The 18,172-nt window shown below is 35.4% G+C and carries 14 protein-coding genes and 1 pseudogene; 3 read left to right on the plus strand and 12 right to left on the minus strand.

The genetic code is table 11. The features are described from left to right. Nucleotides 1–13: 13 nt before the first annotated feature. From dprA to LV469_04615, 8 genes and pseudogenes are all read right to left on the minus strand, one after another. Entirely contained in the window at nt 14–1,096 is a 1,083-nt protein-coding gene (gene dprA, locus LV469_04580; protein UHR03567.1) for a DNA-processing protein DprA, read from the minus strand. Then, nucleotides 1,096–2,619 (minus strand): annotated as a pseudogene (locus tag LV469_04585) (YifB family Mg chelatase-like AAA ATPase). Before LV469_04585 ends, dprA begins: the two are co-directional and overlap by 1 nt. Nucleotides 2,620–2,621: 2 nt before the next feature. Then, nucleotides 2,622–2,978: a YraN family protein gene (locus LV469_04590; protein ID UHR01935.1), complete on the minus strand. Its 357-nt coding sequence runs from the start codon at nt 2,976–2,978 to the stop codon at nt 2,622–2,624. Beyond that, nucleotides 2,968–3,582: a ribonuclease HII gene (locus LV469_04595; GenBank protein ID UHR01936.1), complete on the minus strand. Its 615-nt coding sequence runs from the start codon at nt 3,580–3,582 to the stop codon at nt 2,968–2,970. The genes LV469_04590 and LV469_04595 overlap by 11 nt, the downstream gene beginning before the upstream one ends. Further along, nucleotides 3,569–4,426, minus strand: a complete 858-nt coding sequence (ylqF, locus tag LV469_04600; GenBank protein ID UHR01937.1) for a ribosome biogenesis GTPase YlqF — start codon at nt 4,424–4,426, stop codon at nt 3,569–3,571. The genes LV469_04595 and ylqF overlap by 14 nt, the downstream gene beginning before the upstream one ends. Beyond that, a complete protein-coding gene (locus tag LV469_04605) occupies nt 4,417–5,265 on the minus strand; it encodes a Cof-type HAD-IIB family hydrolase (protein ID UHR01938.1) in 849 nt (282 codons plus the stop codon). Before LV469_04605 ends, ylqF begins: the two co-directional genes overlap by 10 nt. Nucleotides 5,266–5,375: 110 nt before the next feature. After that, nucleotides 5,376–7,124: an oligoendopeptidase F gene (pepF, locus tag LV469_04610; GenBank protein UHR01939.1), complete on the minus strand. Its 1,749-nt coding sequence runs from the start codon at nt 7,122–7,124 to the stop codon at nt 5,376–5,378. A gap of 75 nt (nt 7,125–7,199) precedes the next feature. Next, nucleotides 7,200–8,603 (minus strand): sigma 54-interacting transcriptional regulator, encoded by a 1,404-nt coding sequence (locus LV469_04615; GenBank protein UHR01940.1) that lies wholly within the window; start codon nt 8,601–8,603, stop codon nt 7,200–7,202. 212 nt (nt 8,604–8,815) lie between these two features. Here LV469_04615 and LV469_04620 point away from each other — a divergent pair, with 212 nt between their 5' ends. The 3 genes from LV469_04620 to LV469_04630 all read left to right on the plus strand — a co-directional run bounded on the left by LV469_04620 (nt 8,816) and on the right by LV469_04630 (nt 13,579). Further along, nucleotides 8,816–9,724, plus strand: coding sequence for a 3-keto-5-aminohexanoate cleavage protein (locus LV469_04620; GenBank protein ID UHR01941.1), 909 nt, complete (start codon nt 8,816–8,818; stop codon nt 9,722–9,724). A 14-nt stretch (nt 9,725–9,738) separates the two neighbouring features. Next, complete coding sequence (locus tag LV469_04625) at nt 9,739–11,109, plus strand: TIGR00366 family protein (protein ID UHR01942.1); 1,371 nt, start codon at nt 9,739–9,741, stop codon at nt 11,107–11,109. A gap of 181 nt (nt 11,110–11,290) precedes the next feature. After that, complete coding sequence (locus tag LV469_04630; GenBank protein ID UHR01943.1) at nt 11,291–13,579, plus strand: bifunctional dihydroorotate dehydrogenase B NAD binding subunit/NADPH-dependent glutamate synthase; 2,289 nt, start codon at nt 11,291–11,293, stop codon at nt 13,577–13,579. Nucleotides 13,580–13,805: 226 nt separating this feature from the next. Here LV469_04630 and LV469_04635 read toward each other — a convergent pair whose 3' ends face one another. The 4 genes from LV469_04635 to LV469_04650 form a co-directional block, all read right to left on the minus strand. Next, nucleotides 13,806–14,300, minus strand: coding sequence for a DUF4342 domain-containing protein (locus tag LV469_04635; GenBank protein UHR01944.1), 495 nt, complete (start codon nt 14,298–14,300; stop codon nt 13,806–13,808). Nucleotides 14,301–14,392: 92 nt separating this feature from the next. After that, a complete protein-coding gene (locus LV469_04640) occupies nt 14,393–14,740 on the minus strand; it encodes a Spx/MgsR family RNA polymerase-binding regulatory protein (GenBank protein UHR01945.1) in 348 nt (115 codons plus the stop codon). 329 nt (nt 14,741–15,069) lie between these two features. Continuing rightward, nucleotides 15,070–16,467, minus strand: a complete 1,398-nt coding sequence (locus LV469_04645; GenBank protein UHR01946.1) for a GntP family permease — start codon at nt 16,465–16,467, stop codon at nt 15,070–15,072. A gap of 18 nt (nt 16,468–16,485) precedes the next feature. Further along, complete coding sequence (locus LV469_04650) at nt 16,486–18,045, minus strand: acyl CoA:acetate/3-ketoacid CoA transferase (protein UHR01947.1); 1,560 nt, start codon at nt 18,043–18,045, stop codon at nt 16,486–16,488. Nucleotides 18,046–18,172 lie beyond the last annotated feature (127 nt).

The following is an 18,172-nucleotide window of genomic DNA, read 5'->3' on the forward strand; positions in this document are numbered from 1 at the left end:
CTCCACCATCTTTCTATCTAACTATTTCGTATTCATTAAAGGAAGAAGCATAAATCAAGTCTTCCATTTCCAATATTGTAATTATTTCGTTTAGTCTTTTTGTAGGATATTTTGTTTTTTCCAAGATATCGTCAAACTTGGATATGCCCTTGGATATTAAATCATAGACCAGAGTCTGGTCCATGTCCAGACTTACTTTTTCCTTATTGACTTTATTTTTGTTTTTAAAGGGCAGAGCTTCCAAGAGATCTTCACAAGATGTGTAGATGCTCGCTCCATCTCTTATTAATTTATTGCAACCCTTGGAGTTTATAGAATTTATATTGCCCGGCACAGCAAAGACTTCCTTGCCTTGGCTTGCCGCATAGGTCGCTGTGATGAGGGAGCCTGATTTTTCAGCGGCTTCAACCACGATAGTAGCCTCTCCAAGTGCCGATATTATCCTATTTCTCAAAGGAAATTTGTGGGGCCTTGGCTCAACTTTTGGTGGATATTCAGATATTATAAGCCCACCAGATGACAAAACTCTTTCATAAATCGTCTTGTTTCTCTTGGGATAGATAATATCTACCCCGCAACCCAAAACACAAATTGTCCTCAAGCCATTTTCTAAGGCATTCTCATGGGCAAGAGCATCAATGCCATAAGCCATACCGCTTATTATGGTAGGCTCAAGACTTACTACTCCTTCTATTATTGACTTTACTACCATCTGCCCATAGGCTGTGGGTTTTCTCGAACCCACTATGGAGATTCCCCTTGTAATTTCCAAGTCTTCCCCTTTAACATACACTAACATGGGTGAATTTTCAATCATACGCAAATTGTCAAAAAAATAGTCGTCCAAACTTGTGATTATTTGTATATTTTGTTTTTGGCATATTTCTAATACCTTCTCCACTCTCTGTCTGGATCTGTATTTTATAATCCTATTTTTTGCAAATCCTCCAAGGCCTTCTAAAATTTGCTCCAAGCTTTCGCTGTCTACTTCGAAAAAATTTTCCAAGTCTTCAAGCTTTTCATAGGCTGCTTTGATATTTTCATTTTCAAAGTCTAAAGAAGATAGAAATACTAGCAGTTCTCTTTTAAAATCCATTATTTACTCCAATATTTATTCGCAGCCGTTCTATACCTTATGGCTTCTAGCAAGTGAGAACTCAAAATGTCCTCGCTCTCATCTAAGTCGGCAATTGTCCTTGCAATTTTTATTATTTTATTATGACTTCTAGCTGAAAAACCATACTTTTTAAAAGCCTGCCTCATAATTTTTTCAACATCACAAGAAAGAGGAGCATACTTTTTTAAAAGATTGTCCTTGAGATTGCCATTAGTCTTAAATTTTTCATTTTTATATCTCTTCGCTTGAATTTCTCTTGCCCTTATGACTCTTTTTCTTATTTCATCTGATGATTCTTCTTCGGCATCAGACTTCATCTCGTCATATTTTACAGGCGCAACCTCTACATGAATATCTATCCTATCTAAGAGTGGATGGGAAACTTTAGCTAGATATCTGTCTATTTGAGCCATAGAGCAAGTACAAGTGTGAGTCGGATCCATATAGTAGCCACAAGGGCAGGGGTTCATAGCAGCTATAAGGATAAAATCTGCTGGATAGGAAAGACTTGCCTGAGCTCTTGCTATGTCTACCACCTTTTTTTCAAGAGGTTGTCTTAAAACTTCTATGACATTTTTATCAAATTCAGCCAGCTCGTCTAAGAATAGCACCCCCTTGTGGGCAAGGGATATCTCTCCTGGTTTTGGGATCCTTCCCCCTCCTATCAGGGACACTTTGGACGCTGTGTGGTGAGGAGATCTAAAGGGGCGTTTTTTCATAAGTCTCTTGCCCATCATAAGACCTGCGACAGAATAAATTTTTGTAACTTCTATAGCCTCCTCAAAGCTAAGGGCTGGTAAGATTGAAGGAAATCTTGCAGCTCCCATGCTTTTTCCTGAGCCGGGCGGGCCTATTAAAATCACATTGTGACCTCCTGCAGCTGCAATTTAATAGGCTCTTTTCATGTTTTTTTGCCCCTTTATATCTTTAAAATCCAAGGTGTAGTCTTCTTCTTCAAAGATGACTGGAGCTTTTTTGGGCAAAATTTCTTCTTCTCCATTTAAAAAATTAACCGTCTGTCTTAAATTTTGGACTGGATATATTTCCATATCTTCCAAGATTGAACATTCCAAGAGATTTGCCTTTGGAACTATGACCTTTCTAAAACCTCTTTGCCTTGCAGAGATGACCATGGGAAGGGCTCCTTCAATGGGATTTATTTCTCCGTCGAGAGTGAGTTCTCCAAATATTATGTAATTTTCAAGATTTTCAGCTTTAATTTCTCCTATCGCTCCCAAAAGGCAACAAGCAATAGCCAAGTCCATATGTGAGCCATCTTTTCTTATAGAGGCTGGTGCCAAATTCACTGTTATTCTCTTTACCGGAAAATTGAAACCAGAGTTTTTAATCCCGGCTCTGACTCTTTCTGCTGATTCTTTTATGGATTGATCGGGCAGACCCACAATCAAAAATTTGGGCAAGCCATTTGTCAAATCACATTCTACGTCTATTATTTCTCCATCTAAGCCTGTAAGACTTATTGTTTTTACACAACTATACATATTCACCCCAGATCAAACGCATTTTCTATATGATTTATCTTTTTCTCGATGGGATAGACCTCTATGACATCATATCTTATTTGAAAATTATAGAGGTTAAATTTATTTAGAAAAACTTGACTTCCATAGATTATGGAATTTATTTTATAGGTATCAATAGCTTCTATGGCTCTGCCATAGCTGTAAGATTTTCTGGTCTTGACCTCGCATATACAAATCAAGTCATTCTTTTTGGCGATTATGTCGAGCTCAAAACCCCTTCCAAGAAAATTTCTATAAAGGATTTGGTATCCTTTTTCTTCTAAAAATTTTGCAGCAAGTTCCTCTCCTAAGTCCCCCAGATTTTTCTTATTTCTCATTTAATAAATTCTTTAAAAAAGTCCTCCTATGCAAGGGGCTGGGTCCTTTTTCTCTCAAGGCATCCATATGGGCCTTGGTACCATAGCCCTTGTGTTTTGCAATGCCATATCCCGGATATTGCTCTTCCCATTTTAAGCAGAGCCTATCTCTAAACACCTTGGCTACAATAGATGCGCAGGCAATTGAATAACAATTCAAGTCCCCCTTTATAAGGGCCACCTGATCTATATCCAAGTCTATCTTTTCTGCATCTATTAAGAGTAAATCTGGTCTAACTAGCTTGGAATTTTTGTCCAACATATTTTTTACAGCCTCTTCCATAGCTCTGTGAGTTGCATTTTTTATATTTATCTTGTCTACTAAATCGGCGGGTTTTCTACCAATTCCGATTGCAAGAGCCGATTCCAAAATGAGGTCGTAGTAGTAGTTTCTCTTTTTTTCAGATAATTTTTTTGAATCAGTTATACCTTCTATAATCTTGTCAGAAGGCATTATTACAGCGGCGGCAACCACATCTCCAAAAAGGCATCCTCTGCCCACTTCGTCTATGCCGCATATATTTTTGTAGCCAAGTTCTCTATATTTTTTTTCAAAATTCTCCATCGCACTTCTCCAAACTTATCCTGCCCAAGGTACCCTTTCTAAATTCATCCAAGACAATCGAGGCTACCTTAGTGTAGTCAATTTGTCCTGCTCTTAAAAGAGCTCCTCTTTTTCTTCCTATATCTTCCATAGCTTGCAAGGGGCTTAGTCCTTTTGAAATCATATAGCGATTGCATAAAATATTTTCATCCAATTCATTTAGTTTCTTTATAAGTTCTAGAGCCAGGCTCTCTTTGTCCATAATCTCATCCTTGATTGCCCCAGTAAATGCGAGATTAAGAGCCAATTCTTCAGTCTCAAACTTGGGCCAAAGAACTCCCGGCGTATCCAAAAGTTTTATTTTATCATGCAGTCTTATCCACTGATTCGATTTTGTGACCCCTGGTCTGTTACCTACCTTGGCAGACCGCTTGCCTGATATGTTATTTATAAGAGTGGACTTTCCCACATTGGGTATTCCCACTATCATAGCATTTAAGACCTGACTATTTATTCCCTTTTCTCTATTTTTATCGAGTCTTTCCTGCATGAGCTTTTCAGAAGCCCTTATTATCTTGTTGATGTTTTTGTTGGATGCAGAATTAAACGCCAAGGCAAGGCTATCTTTTTTAGTAAAATAATTTATCCACTTGTCCGTTTCAATCGGATCAGCTAAATCTTCCTTGTTTAGCAAAATCAATTTAGGTTTTTCATCCAAATTTTTTGCCAGCATTGGATTAGAGCTTGCTCTTGGAATCCTTGCATCTATAATTTCTATTACAAAATCCACCAATTTTAAATTATTTTTTATGGCCTCATGAGTCTTTTTCATGTGCCCTGGATACCAATTTATATTTAATCCCATAAGCCCTCCTCATAATCTATTCCAAGTACCTTTATAGCTTCAAATACTGCTCCGCCCCTATTGTTGTCATAAGAAGAAGTCCTGTCTGCTTTTTCTTTTATATAGGTCCTGGCATTTGACATCGCAATCCCAAGCCCAGCATTTTCAAGCATCTCCATGTCATTTTCAGAATCTCCTATACAGATTATCTCTTCCGGTCTTATGCCAAGACTAGCAGCATATATAACTAAGCTCTTCCACTTAGAACATTGATAATCGTGGACTTCTAAAATATATTTATCAGATCCACTAAGATGCATAAGATAAATATTATAAAGACCTGGATAAGCTTTTTTTAAATCATCTTTAAATTTTTCTAAGTCCTTTTTGCTTCCATGGACAATTGCAGAAATCAAATCATAAGAACTCAAACCCTCAAAACTATCAACAAGCTTTATTCTGTCCCCATAATAGGCACTATCCATAGCAGAAATTTCATAAGTATCTCTCACTACAGCCACATCATAATCAGCGTGATTTATCGCAAAAAGAGCCTCTAAATCAGAATCATATATCATGTCTATGACCCCTTTTAAGTCTTTGTAAGCCATGCTACTTGAAAAAATGCTCTTATCATCTTCAAGAGATTTTATCAAAGCCCCATTATTGGCTATGACTTTGGCTTCCGGAAGGATGCCTCCTATAAACCCCTTGGCTGAATAATATCTTCTTCCAGTTGCAATTACAAACTCACAAGCTTTACTTATCTTTCTTATGCTTTCAAAAAATCTATCCTCTATTAATTTGTCATCATTTAAAAGTGTCCCATCAAGGTCAAATGCGACCATCTTATACATCATCTCACCTCATGAAAATGATAGCATAAAAGAGCACTCACTTGCTAATAATTGAATTTAAATTTTCCTAAAAAATAAAAATCCCCCCAGATTTTAAACCTGGGGAGACAAATTTACTTTAAAAGCAAATCCTTCATCCTATCAACCAAATCTCTAAAGACTTTTAGAGATGAATTTATATTTTCCTTTTTAGAAATATCAGCCCCAGCAGCTCTTAGCTGATCCAAGGGGTAATTATTAGAGCCATCTTTTAAGAAATTCAAATACGCAGCAACCTTTTTAGGATCTCCAGACAAGATGTTTTGAGAAAGTTTTACTGCTGTTGAAAATCCAGTCGCATACTTATAAACATAAAAATTCATAAAGAAATGTGGGATCCTTGTCCACTCATATCTTATAGTTTCATCAGAAATGACATTCTCTCCATAATAGAGCTTGTTTAAATCATAATAAATCTGATTGAAATCCTCCAAAGTCAAGATGTCCCCCTTCTCAATCCTTTCATGGCAAATCTTTTCGAATTCAGCAAACATAGTTTGTCTAAATACAGTAGACTTGAAAGAATCCAAATAATGATTTATAAGTTGAATTTCCTCATCCTTATCTCGGCAATTTTTCAAAAGATAATTTAAAAGCAAGAGTTCATTAGTTGTCGAAGCTACCTCAGCGACAAAAGTCGTGTAATCAGAATAAACATACTCATTGTTATGTCTAGAAAAATAAGAATGCATAGAATGACCCAGTTCATGAGCAAGAGTAAACATAGACTCAAAATCATCATTAAAATTCATCATAATATAAGGATCAGAATCATAAGAACCATAAGAATACGCTCCAGATGCCTTACCCTCTTTGGGATACACATCAATCCAATTAGACTCAAAGCCTTCCTTTGCAACTTTTACATACTCATCGCCAAGAGGAGCAAGAGATTTAAGCACAGTTTCCTTAGCCTCTTCAAAAGAATATTTTTTACCTGCACCCTTTACCATAGGAAGATAAACATCATACATATGTTGCTCTTTTAGGCCCAAGTACCTGCCCTTTATATCATAATACTCGCTTAATTTATCCAGATTTTCATGGCAAGCCTCAATCATACTTTCATATACATCAAGCTTTACATCATCCTTAAAAAGCTCCATTTCCACAGCAGACTCATACTTTCTAAGAGCCGCTTCACTAGTAAGAGCCTTGACATTATTAAGATACATAGACGAAATAGTATTAGCCACAGAAGCATAAGCCTTGTAATATTTTTCAAAAGCCTCTTTTCTAATCTTGACATCAGGATTTCTCAAAAGGCCAATAAAAGTAGCATGAGAAAGCTTTGTATCAGTAGACTCAAGCTCATCAAAATGCAAATCAGCATTAGTCAAAAGCTCATAAGAATCAGTCGGCGCAGCAGCCAAAAAAGCAAAACTACTTATAACCCTTTCCTCAGCCTCAGAAAGAGTGTGGTCTTTGAACCTATAAATCCTTTCCAAATACAGCCTGTAATTCTCCATGTCATTATCTTTTATCAAACGATCAAACTCAGCCTTATCCAAACTCAAAATATTAGGATTAAGAGAAGACACACTCGTATAATAATCATTTAGCAAATTGCTAGCAGCTTGATAATACTTTTGTCCCTTGGGGTCCCTAGTATTTTCATCAAAAGTCATCTTAGCAAAAGCAAAAATATGTCCCACCCTTCTTTCAGCCTCAGTAATAGTAGAAATATAGTCCTTGAAATTTTGCTTAAAATCAGCCTCAAGCATCTTTATGCGAGAATAAAGGCCCTTTAAATCGCTTACCTCGCTTTCAAAATGAGCCTCATCCCTAATCATTTTACTCAAATCCCATTTATATTTATCCATAAAAAACTCCTTTCTATATCTAAATTATAAGAAAATTATATACCAAACACAATAATTCCGACAAATTACATCAGTTTATTTTAAATCCTTGCCCAAAAATTCATGGACTACTATTCCATATTTTTTACACTTAACACTTAAAGTACTTGGGCTAATTTTTAACGACTTTGCAGCCTGCCTCAAACTATTGTGTTTAGATAGTTTGCTTTTGAAAAGATTTTTTTCAAAATACTCTAAAGCATCTTCATAAGACTCTTCATCACTATTACTGTTAAGGTTGATTTTTTTACTTCTTTCAAAAGAAATTGAAGAATATCTTAATCTTTTATTTGTTACTACAAGTCTTTCAATTACACTTTCGAGTTCTCTTATGTTCCCAGGCCAATCATATTCTTCCAAAGCTTTATAATGGGTGTCTTCAAGAGTTAAACTTTTATCATACTTTTTATTATAGATATACAAAAAATGATCAGCCAACAACCTTATATCATCAGGTCGTTCTTTCAAAGATGGTACATATGTAGGAATGACATTTAACCTATAATATAGATCTTCTCTAAATCTTCCATTGTTTATTTCCTTAACGAGATCAGAATTTGTAGCCGACAAAATTCTAACATCTATTGGAATTGGCTTTTGCCCACCTATCTTGAAAATTTCTTTCTCTTGAAGAACTCTAAATAGCTTTGACTGTAACTTAAGAGGTAATTCACCTATCTCATCTAGTAATATAGTACCCTTATTAGCCAATTCAAATATGCCTGTTTTTCCATTTTTAGATGCACCTGTAAAGGATCCTGGTTCATAGCCGAATAATTCTGACTCGATCAAATTGCCAGGAATAGTTGCACAATTTATCTTTATAAAAGGTCCATTCTTTCTACTTGAATTTTGAAAAATGTAATTAGCTATTAGTTCTTTTCCTGTACCAGTCTCCCCCGTAATTAAAACACTGGCATCCGTCTTTGCTATCTCATCCAGATAAGCAATTAACTTTTTCATTTTATTTGAACTAAATATAATTTTCTTGCTTGAAACGTCTTTATTTATAATATAATTTAAGCTTTCTTTGTTTTTGTTAAGGGATATTTTGATTTCCTCTAAGTCTCGCTTTAGCTTATCTAGTTCAGTTAAGTTTCTATTGCTTATAACTACCATTTCAACATTTCCAGCTTCATCAAATACAGGTACACCCGTAACTAATACAGGGATTTTATTTTTAAAGAGGTATCCTATTGAATCTATCCTATCTTTTTTTCTTATTACATCCAAGCCAACAGAACCCCTATATAATACTCCATCTAATTCTTTTATATTCTTGCCAACTATCTCTTCTCTAGGAGTACCAGCATAGTTTGCATAAGAAGAATTTATATAAATCGCATTTCCATTTCTATCTGCAACAAATATTCCATCAAAGACATTTTCGCATATTTTTTCAAAATCAACATTTTTAAAATCAAGACTAATTTTAACCACCCCAATATGTTTTATTTAATAAACATGTTTATATTTTCATATAGTTTTTGTTTTATATTATAAACACTTTATGTTGATACGGTCAAATAGCTTGAGAATATCTAATTCATATTTTTAAATATTTTGGCACATTCTTTGCTATTGTAGTAGATGTTAATAAAAACTCTTTTCTCGTTATGCGGGAAATCGTTATTTTGATTTAGGAGGTATTCTTGAAAAAAATTGTTTTAACAGCTGCTATAACTGGTGCAGTTCACACACCTACACTTTCAAAATATTTGCCAATCACACCCGATCAAATAATTGATCAAGCGGTTGAAGCGGCAAATGCTGGAGCAGCAGTGGTTCATTTACACGGAAGAAGTGAAAAAGATGGTAGCCCTACAAGTGATCCTAATGTAATGAAATACATAGTTGATGGGGTTAGGTCAAGGTGTGATGTTGTAATAGGAATCACTACAGGTGGTGCAATAGGTATGAGCGTTGAAGAAAGGCTAAAAGCTGTTCCTATCTGCAAAGCAGATTTAGCATCTTGTAATGCTGGATCTATGAATTTTTGTTTTGCTGATATAGGAAATAAAATAGAAGCCGATGGCAATGCCATATATGATTGGGAAGTTCCTTTTACCAAGGCTACATATGATACTACTTTCCCAAATACATTTCAGGGAATTGAAGATTATGTAAAAATAATGAATACATATCACACAAAGCCCGAATTCGAAGTCTATGATCTAGGAATGATTTATAATTTAAAATATTTAAAAGATAAAGGCAAAATAGGCGGAAAAATTTATTTACAATTTGTTCTCGGAGTATTAGGAGGTCTACCTGCAAGTATAGATAACCTGCTTCTTTTGGCTAATACTGCTAAAAAAGTTTTGGGAGAAGATATAGTTTGGTCTTGTGCTGCTGCTGGCAAACAACAATTTAATATAACAACAACAGCTGCTATACTTGGCGGAAATGCCCGTTTAGGTCTTGAGGATAACTTATATATTGAAAAAGGCAAATTAGCAAAATCATCTGCTGAGCAAATAGAAAAATTTAGAAGAATTTTGAATGAGCTTGGCATTGAGATTGCTAATCCTAATGAGGCTAGACAAATTTTATTGAGTTGAGGGGGATGAATCATATGTTTAAGAAGTTTACAAATGCTTGTATCAATATTGCAAATAAATGGCTTCCTGACCCATTTATTTTCGCTGTATTTTTGTCAGTAATCCTGTTTATTTCAGGAATAGCTTTTAATGGAGAAAGTCCTTACTCCATGATAGTGCATTGGGGTAACGGATTCTGGGGACTTTTGGGATTCGCAATGCAAATGAGTTTGGTTGTAATGCTTGGAAACTGTTTAGCATCAGCACCCATATTTAAAAGAATCTTGCAAAGACTTTCCTCTATTCCAAAGACACCAAAACAAGCAGTTGCCTTGTGTACTTTTGTAACAGGTCTTTGCTGCATGGCACAATGGGGATTTGGACTGGTTATAGGAGCTATTTTCGCAAAAGAACTTGCTAAAAAAGTAAAAGGTGTAGATTTCAGACTATTAGCTGCATCTGCCTACTCAACTTTTATGCTTACAGTTTTAACAAGTTCAATAACATTAAAAGCCGCTAGTAATCCCGAAGAACTTTCAAAAATTACTGGTGGTGCATATACAAATGTAATACCTCTTATACAAACAGCTTATCATCCAGCAACGCTAATGGCACTTGTTGCAATGTTAATAACCCTTCCTCTTTTGAACGCCGCAATGCATCCATCTCCTGATAAAACAGTCACTATTGATCCTAGATTAATTGACGAAGATGAATTGAAATCAAAAGTTGAGCCCAAAAATCTAGAGAAGAATTTTGCAAATTGGATTGAAAATAGTCCATTGGTATCCATTTTAATATTTATAGCCGGATTGGTTTATATTTTCCACCACTTTGTAATTTTAAAAGGATCTCTAAACATAGATATTATGAATCTTGGTCTTTTAGCTTTAGGAGTGCTTTTGCATAAAACTCCTATAAATTATGTAAATGCAATTAAAGATGCCGCTTCAAGCTCTGCTGGAATAATATTGCAGTTCCCCTTCTATGCTGGAATAATGGGTATGATGGCAGGCAAAAACGCAGCTGGAATATCTATAGGCGGTCTTCTAACTACTAAGTTGGCAGAAATATCTACCCCTACAACTCTTCCATTTACAACATTTGCAAGTGCCGCTATAGTAAATATGTTTATTCCTTCTGCCGGTGGTCAATGGGCTGTTCAAGCTCCTGTTATGCTCCCCGCCGCAAAAGCTTTAAGTGTATCACCAGGAATAATTGTCACAGCTTTGTGCTGGGGAGACACATGGACAAATATGATTCAACCTTTCTGGGCATTGCCTATATTAGGTATTGCCAAATTAGGTGTCAGAGATATAATGGGGTTCATGGTAAGTATTTTCTTATGGACTGGAATAATCATATTAGCATCTTTGTTTATATGGATTAAATTTTTCGGTATATAGAATAGATTTTAGCAATATGTTTTATAAATTCATAAAATTTATTTAGTATTTATAAAAAAAGGGTGTCGACCTTATTGGTCTACATCCTTTTTTATCTTTACGATTTATTATTTTAACTACTTTATGTTATATTATAAAAGAATTATATTCTTTTATTTGGGGAAATTTTTTGAGGTGATTTATGTTTAAGGTTGTTAAAAAAGATTTTTTGGCACCAAATGTTTATATGTTGCGTATAGAGGCTCCCTTGATTGCCGAGTCTGCTCTTCCGGGTCAGTTTTTGATTGTTATTGCTGATGAGTTTGCGGAGAGGATTCCTCTTACTATTGCGGATTTTGACAAGGACAAGGGGACTGTTGATATAGTTGTCCAATCTGCTGGACTTGCTACAAAAAAAATAAATGCTATTTCTGAGGGCGGATTTTTGAAAGATGTTGTGGGCCCTCTCGGAGTCTATTCTGAGTTTGTGAATGAGGATTTGGCTCTTTTAAAAACTAAAAAATATATTTTTGTTTCTGGTGGTATAGGGGCTGCTCCTGTATATGCTCAAGTAAAATGGTTTAAGGAAAAGGGCCTGGACTGCGAGGTCATAATTGGTGCTAAATCTAAAGACTATATAATTTTTGAGGACAAGATGAGAGATGCTGCCAAAGAAGTGCATATATGTACTGATGATGGCTCTTATGGCTTTAGGGGAAATGTAACCGACTTACTTAAAGATTTGATAAATAGAGGTAAGTCTTATGATGTGTGTGTCGCCATAGGTCCTATGATTATGATGAAGTTTGTTTGCCTTGCGACTAAAAAGCTGCAGATTCCTACGATTGTTTCTCTAAATCCTATTATGGTCGATGGCACTGGTATGTGTGGTGCTTGTAGGGTCAATGTCGGTTGTGATGTCAAGTTTGCCTGTGTTGAAGGGCCTGAGTTTGATGGCCATTTGGTTGATTTTGATACAGCTATTAAAAGGCAGGCTCAATATATGGCTAAGCCAGATGAGCTTTTAAAGACCAAAGATCACGTATGCAATTTAAAAAAGGCCGTGGATGCTTCTCATGCTAAGTTCAAAATTGATGAGGACATAGTAAATGATATGAAGAAAAATCGTTTCACTCGCATTCCTGTGCCGGAACAAAATCCTAATGTCCGCAACAAAAATTTTGATGAGGTTTGTCTGGGCTATGACTATCCTCAAGCTGTATATGAAGCTAACAGATGTTTGGATTGCAAAAAGCCATCTTGTGTTAAGGGTTGTCCAGTATCTGTTGATATACCAGGGTTTATAAGAGAGATTGCCAAGGGAAATTTTGAAGAGTCTAGCAAAGTCCTTGCAAGGCACACTGCTTTACCTGCTGTTTGTGGCAGGGTGTGTCCTCAAGAAAAACAATGTGAAGAAAAATGCGTGCTCACAAAAAGAGGGGACGCTGTGTCCATAGGCAGGTTGGAGAGATTTGCTGCTGATTATGCCAGAAATAATCACATAAATTTTCTTGACAAGGCTCCTTTAAATGGCAAAAAAGTTGCAGTTATAGGGGCTGGTCCTGCCGGTCTTACTTGTGCTGGTGAACTTGCTAAAATGGGTTTTGAGGTCACCATTTTTGAAGCTCTCCACCTTCCTGGCGGGGTATTGGTCTATGGCATACCCGAGTTTAGATTACCCGATGATGTTGTGCTTTACGAAGTCGAAAATTTAAAATCTCTCGGAGTTAAAATTAAAAACGATGTTGTTGTAGGTCGTACAATCACAATTGATGAAATGTTTGACAAGGGCTTTGATGCTGTTTTCATAGGCTCTGGTGCTGGCCTACCGATTTTTATGAATATAAAGGGCGAGTCTTTAAACGGAGTTTTTTCTGCAAATGAATTTTTGACAAGAAATAATCTTATGAAATCTTTTAAAGAAGGATATGACACTCCTATAAAGGTGGGCAAAAAAGTTGCGATTATAGGTGGTGGAAATGTTGCAATGGATGCTGCCAGAGTTGCAAAAAGACTCGGGGCCGATGTAACTGTTGTATATAGAAGGACTCAAACGGAGCTTCCTGCTCGACTAGAGGAGGTCCACCACGCCCTTGAAGAAGGTATTAAATTTTCCATGCTAACCAATCCCGTTGAAATCTTGGGCGATGAAAATGGATGGGTTACTGGTCTAAGAGTTATAAAAAATGAACTGGGAGAAGCTGACGAGTCTGGCAGAAAAAGACCTATCCCCATCCCAGGAAGCGAATATGTAATCGAAACAGACACTGTTGTGATGGCCCTTGGTACTAGACCAAATCCCTTGATTTCATCTACAACTCAAGGACTTGAAATCAATAAATGGAAATGCATAGTAGCCGATGAACATGGCAAGACATCCAAGGAAGGTGTGTATGCAGGTGGCGATGCTGTAACAGGTGCTGCCACAGTTATACTTGCCATGGGTGCTGGCAAAGAAGCTGCCAAGTCCATTGCAGAATATTTGCTTTAAGTATTTTACTTTGAGAATATATTTATCTAATGTTTTATTTTTAGAGATGTAAATTTGAGAGGCTCTTTAGGGAGTCTCTTTTATATTATTTTTACATAGGTTTAAAATAAATTATTCTTGCAGATTTTTAGTGTAAAGTTTTTTAAGGCATTTTAATTTTTCAAAAACTCTTAATAAAAAAGCCCAGCCTTTTAGACTGGACTTTTAACTATTTATACTCGTTAGCTTATTTATCTTCTTTGTCTTCTTCGTCTAGGACTACAATATCTAGACTGTCTTTGTCATCGGATTTTTTATTTTTTCTTATATAGTCTTTTAAGTCGATTTCCTTGCCATCCTCCATAATCAGCTTAAATTCAGCCTTAGAAATCACTATCATACCAATACCTAACAAGAACAAAAGTGGACTCAAGGCTACTGTCACAAGACTTGCAGTTAGAGGAATGTTTAAAAGCACTTGCCCCTTTTCATCTGTTACAAGAAGCCTTGATGCATTGCCCTTCTTCCAAATTTCTTTGACAGAAGATACTATATCATCTGCAAAAATTTCAACTTTTTCTTGAAATGTCGATGACTTGTCGTCTTTACCAGTTTTTTTGCCCTTCAAATAAGCAATAGCCAAATCCACATCTCCATCTGTTTGCACGAGAGCCTCTCTGACTTCCTCAAAAGAACAACCACTAGCAGACATTACATAATCTATCTTTTCCAAATTTATCATAAACTTTCCCTCCTTTTTAAATTTTATAACATAGCAAAATCACATTCTAGTCCAAATCCCTAAGTATAGGCAAAGATTTGACTAAAATAAAATTAAAGCGATTCCAAATATTTTTTGACTTGAGGACCTACATATACATCCTTTCCGTTTAGAAGAATTGGTCTTTTTACAAGCAAGCCATTTGTTGCAAGTAGCTCGTACTTTTCATCAAGACTCATAGTATCTAGCTTGTCTTTTAGATTCATTTGTCTGTAAATTTGTCCAGAAGTGTTGAAAAACTTTTTAATGTCAAGTCCTGAGCTTTCGTGCCATTTTTTTAGTTCTTCCTTGGTCGGATTTTCTTTGTCTATTTCCCTCAAATCATATGAAATGTTCTTATCTTTCATGATATCTTCTACTTTTTTGCAAGTAGAGCATCTTTTATAGCAAATGTAAATCATAATATCCTCCTATAGGAGAATATACCACTCTTAGAAGTTTTTAAATCTATAAAATTTAATTTTTAAAAAATCTCCAAGCTCAAATAGCCTGGAGATTTTTGATAAACGCAATTATAAATTTCTATCTTTAATCAATTTTATAGCAGTTAATCGAATCAGTTTAAAATCTATAATTCTTATTCCATTTTAATTCTTCTAAAAAATTCTTTAACATCTCCCTTCAACACATTTTATTAATCTATACAGACCAGCTGCTCCAATCTCTAAAGAGATGGTGAGTGCAAGAATGGAGCAGTCCAATCATAAAATAAATCAATAACTACTTAATATCATGCAATTCCCATTGAACCTAAAACCATGATTACAGCAAGTGCTATAAGTGGTATTATTACAGTATTCATACCTATATCTAAATATGAATCTCTATGCTTCATTTGTGTTATTGCAAGTAAAGTTATAACTGCTCCGTTATGGGGTAAAGTATCCATTCCTCCGCAAGCAACAGATGCTACTCTGTGTAAAACTTCAGGTCTTATTCCAGCTGCTGTTGCTGATTGAAGCAATTGATCGCCCATTGTATTTAAAGCAATGGATAATCCGCCCGATGCCGAACCGGTAAATCCAGCTAATACAGACGTAGATATACCAGCTGTTACAAGTGTATTAGATGATATACTTGTTATTACTGATGCTATTACAGTAAAAGCTGTCATTGATGCTATTAAATTTCCATATCCTGTTTCAGATGCAGTATTAAATATTGCTAAAAATGATCCACTTACTCCAGAATTTACTGTTCCAACAATATCTTTCATTCTCTTATGATTTAATATTATTGTAACTACTATCGCAAGAAGCAATGCTAAAATAAGAGACCAGTTTCCTATTACAGCTTTTGCTGTAGTTTTATATTTTTCAAGATATTCTAAATTTTGATTAGGAAATACATGTTTAGACAGTACATAATTTGTAATTAAACAAACTAATATCGGTAAAGCAGCCACTATAACTGATGGCATATTCTTTAAATGTTCTTCGTCAAATTGTATTAAATCTTCTTTCCATTCTCCATATCCAGGATATTTTTTGGAAAAGAACTTTGCCCTACTTATAAGCCATAACATGCCTCCTCCAAACATTATTGCACTAGCAACAAGACCTAATATAGGTGCTGCATATGCGTCTGTTCCAAGATATTTCATTGGAATTGCATTTTGTATTTGTGGGGAGCCTGGCAGTGCTGTCATAGTAAATGTAAATGCACCTAAGGCTATTGCCCCTGGTAACAATCTCTTATTTATTCCAGCTTCCCTAAATAACTTTGCTCCAATTGGATATATGGCAAACGAAACTACGAATAAGGAAACTCCTCCATATGTCAAAATTGCACAAGACAAAACAACAGCTAATATAGCATTTTTTGATCCTAACTTTGAAGTTACATATTCAGATATAGAATCTGCACTTCCAGATGCTTCAAGAAGTTTTCCAAAAACAGCTCCCAATAGAAATATTGGAAAGAAATTTCTTACATAATTACCTACATTTAACATAAATAGCTCTGTATAATGAGCCATTACTTCAGGACTTTGTCCTAAAGCTAGTGCTGCGACTGAAACAGCACAAAGGGCTAATATTGGTGCAATTGCTATTACTGAGAATCCTCTATAGGCAAGATACATTAGTAATATTAGCGAAACAATTATTGATATAACTCCTATTGTCATGTTTTTCTCCTTTATTGCTTATTTCAATTCTAAATTCATTAAACCTTCATTAAAAATAATCGGATCAATAATTTCCAATTCTTTTGCAACAATAGGTTTAAATTCCATCTGATCTATGATATCTTCTTGTACTCTTACTCCTGGTGCAATATGAGTGAGTAATAATCCGTCAGGTGTAAGTTCAAAAATAGCTCGTTCTGTTACATATGTTACTTCCTGACCTGTTTCATTTGCATAATCAGCAGAAAAAGTTACTTGCTCAACTTTTTTAATAAACTTTTTCATTTTTCCTTCTTGAATAATGTTAAGTTTACCGTCTTTTATTTCTTGTTTTAAACCACCTGCTGTAAAAGTTCCACAAAATACAACTCTTTTAGTGTTTTGCGATATATTTATAAATCCTCCACATCCAGGAATTTTTGGACCAAATTTGGATACGTTTATATTCCCTTTCTCATCGCATTGTGCAAGACCCAAAAAAGTTATATCCAAGCCGCCTCCATCATAAAAATCAAATTGTCTATCTTGATCCAAAATAATATCAGGATTCACAACAGCACCAAAATCAGTTCCTCCTGCTGGTGTTCCTCCATGTATTCCAGATTCAACCGTCATGGTCATTTTGTCGCCTTGACCTTCTTCATTTAAAACAGCTGCGACAAGTTCAGGAATTCCTATGCCTAAATTGACAACTGAATTGGCTTTCATCATCTTTGCTCCAATTCTTCCTATTATTTTACGATTATCCATCTTGGGTGCAGCAACATCTCCATCTGCAGCTTTCAAGGCTCCAGAATACTTAGGGTTATAGACTGAACCAAATGTTTGTCTGTGATATTTTTCCACATCCGATGTCTTTACAACTACATCCACCATGGCTTCTGAAAGCTTAATAAATCTAGGATCTAAACTTCCTTTTTTGACAATATCTTTTACTTGGACTATAACTTTTCCACCGTTATTTCTACAAGCCATAGCCATTGCAACAGTTTCTCCATAAGCTGCCTCTTCCTGCAAGCTTATATTACCATTTTCGTCTGAGAACGTTCCTCTTAGTATCACAAAATCTAACTTTGGAGTAGGATATAAAAGAAATTCCTCTCCATTTATTTTTTCTTTTTTTACTATATCCTCTTTGCTTATTTCATTTAATTTTCCACCCTCTAGGTCAGGATCAACAAATGTTTTAAGCCCAACTCTAGTATATGTAAATGGTTTTGATGAAGCCGCATCCCTAAACATATGTGAAATGACTCCTTGTGGAAAATTATAAGCTTCAATCTTATTTTCTAAAGCTAAGGCTTGTAGCTTCGGAGCCAAGTTCCAATGTCCTCCGATTACTCTTTTTATTAATCCTTCATGGGCTAGATGATTAAGTGCTCTATCCTTTCCATCCCCTTGACCTGCAGCATAATAAATAGTTAAATTTCTAGGACTGGATGTTTCCAAATAACGTTCTTCCAATATAGCTTCAAGCTCTTCTGGAACCCCAACTCCAACAAATCCTCCGGTTCCTACAACTGCACCGTCAAATATTAGATTAACCGCTTCTCTTGCAGTTAAAAATTTGACCTTCATTAACGCTCCCCCTTTAATTTAAATTTAAACATTTTGCTTAATTTTTGAAGCAAAAGCTTATGTTTTGATTATATATATATATATATATGCAAGATAATTTTTAAACTTTAGGTTGGCGCAACTATTT

The sequence above is a fragment of the Peptoniphilus sp. GNH genome, from assembly GCA_021307325.1.
Lineage (GTDB): Bacteria > Bacillota > Clostridia > Tissierellales > Peptoniphilaceae > KA00134.

What these genes read in the sequence shown, in the direction of transcription:
- dprA (UHR03567.1), bottom strand. Translation starts at nt 1,096, where the DNA reads ATGGATTTTAAAAGAGAACTGCTAGTATTTCTATCTTCTTTAGACTTT.
- LV469_04590 (UHR01935.1), bottom strand. Translation starts at nt 2,978, where the DNA reads ATGAGAAATAAGAAAAATCTGGGGGACTTAGGAGAGGAACTTGCTGCA.
- LV469_04595 (UHR01936.1), bottom strand. Translation starts at nt 3,582, where the DNA reads ATGGAGAATTTTGAAAAAAAATATAGAGAACTTGGCTACAAAAATATA.
- ylqF (UHR01937.1), bottom strand. Translation starts at nt 4,426, where the DNA reads ATGGGATTAAATATAAATTGGTATCCAGGGCACATGAAAAAGACTCAT.
- LV469_04605 (UHR01938.1), bottom strand. Translation starts at nt 5,265, where the DNA reads ATGATGTATAAGATGGTCGCATTTGACCTTGATGGGACACTTTTAAAT.
- pepF (UHR01939.1), bottom strand. Translation starts at nt 7,124, where the DNA reads ATGGATAAATATAAATGGGATTTGAGTAAAATGATTAGGGATGAGGCT.
- LV469_04625 (UHR01942.1), top strand. Translation starts at nt 9,739, where the DNA reads ATGTTTAAGAAGTTTACAAATGCTTGTATCAATATTGCAAATAAATGG.
- LV469_04630 (UHR01943.1), top strand. Translation starts at nt 11,291, where the DNA reads ATGTTTAAGGTTGTTAAAAAAGATTTTTTGGCACCAAATGTTTATATG.
- LV469_04635 (UHR01944.1), bottom strand. Translation starts at nt 14,300, where the DNA reads ATGATAAATTTGGAAAAGATAGATTATGTAATGTCTGCTAGTGGTTGT.
- LV469_04640 (UHR01945.1), bottom strand. Translation starts at nt 14,740, where the DNA reads ATGATTTACATTTGCTATAAAAGATGCTCTACTTGCAAAAAAGTAGAA.
- LV469_04645 (UHR01946.1), bottom strand. Translation starts at nt 16,467, where the DNA reads ATGACAATAGGAGTTATATCAATAATTGTTTCGCTAATATTACTAATG.
- LV469_04650 (UHR01947.1), bottom strand. Translation starts at nt 18,045, where the DNA reads ATGAAGGTCAAATTTTTAACTGCAAGAGAAGCGGTTAATCTAATATTT.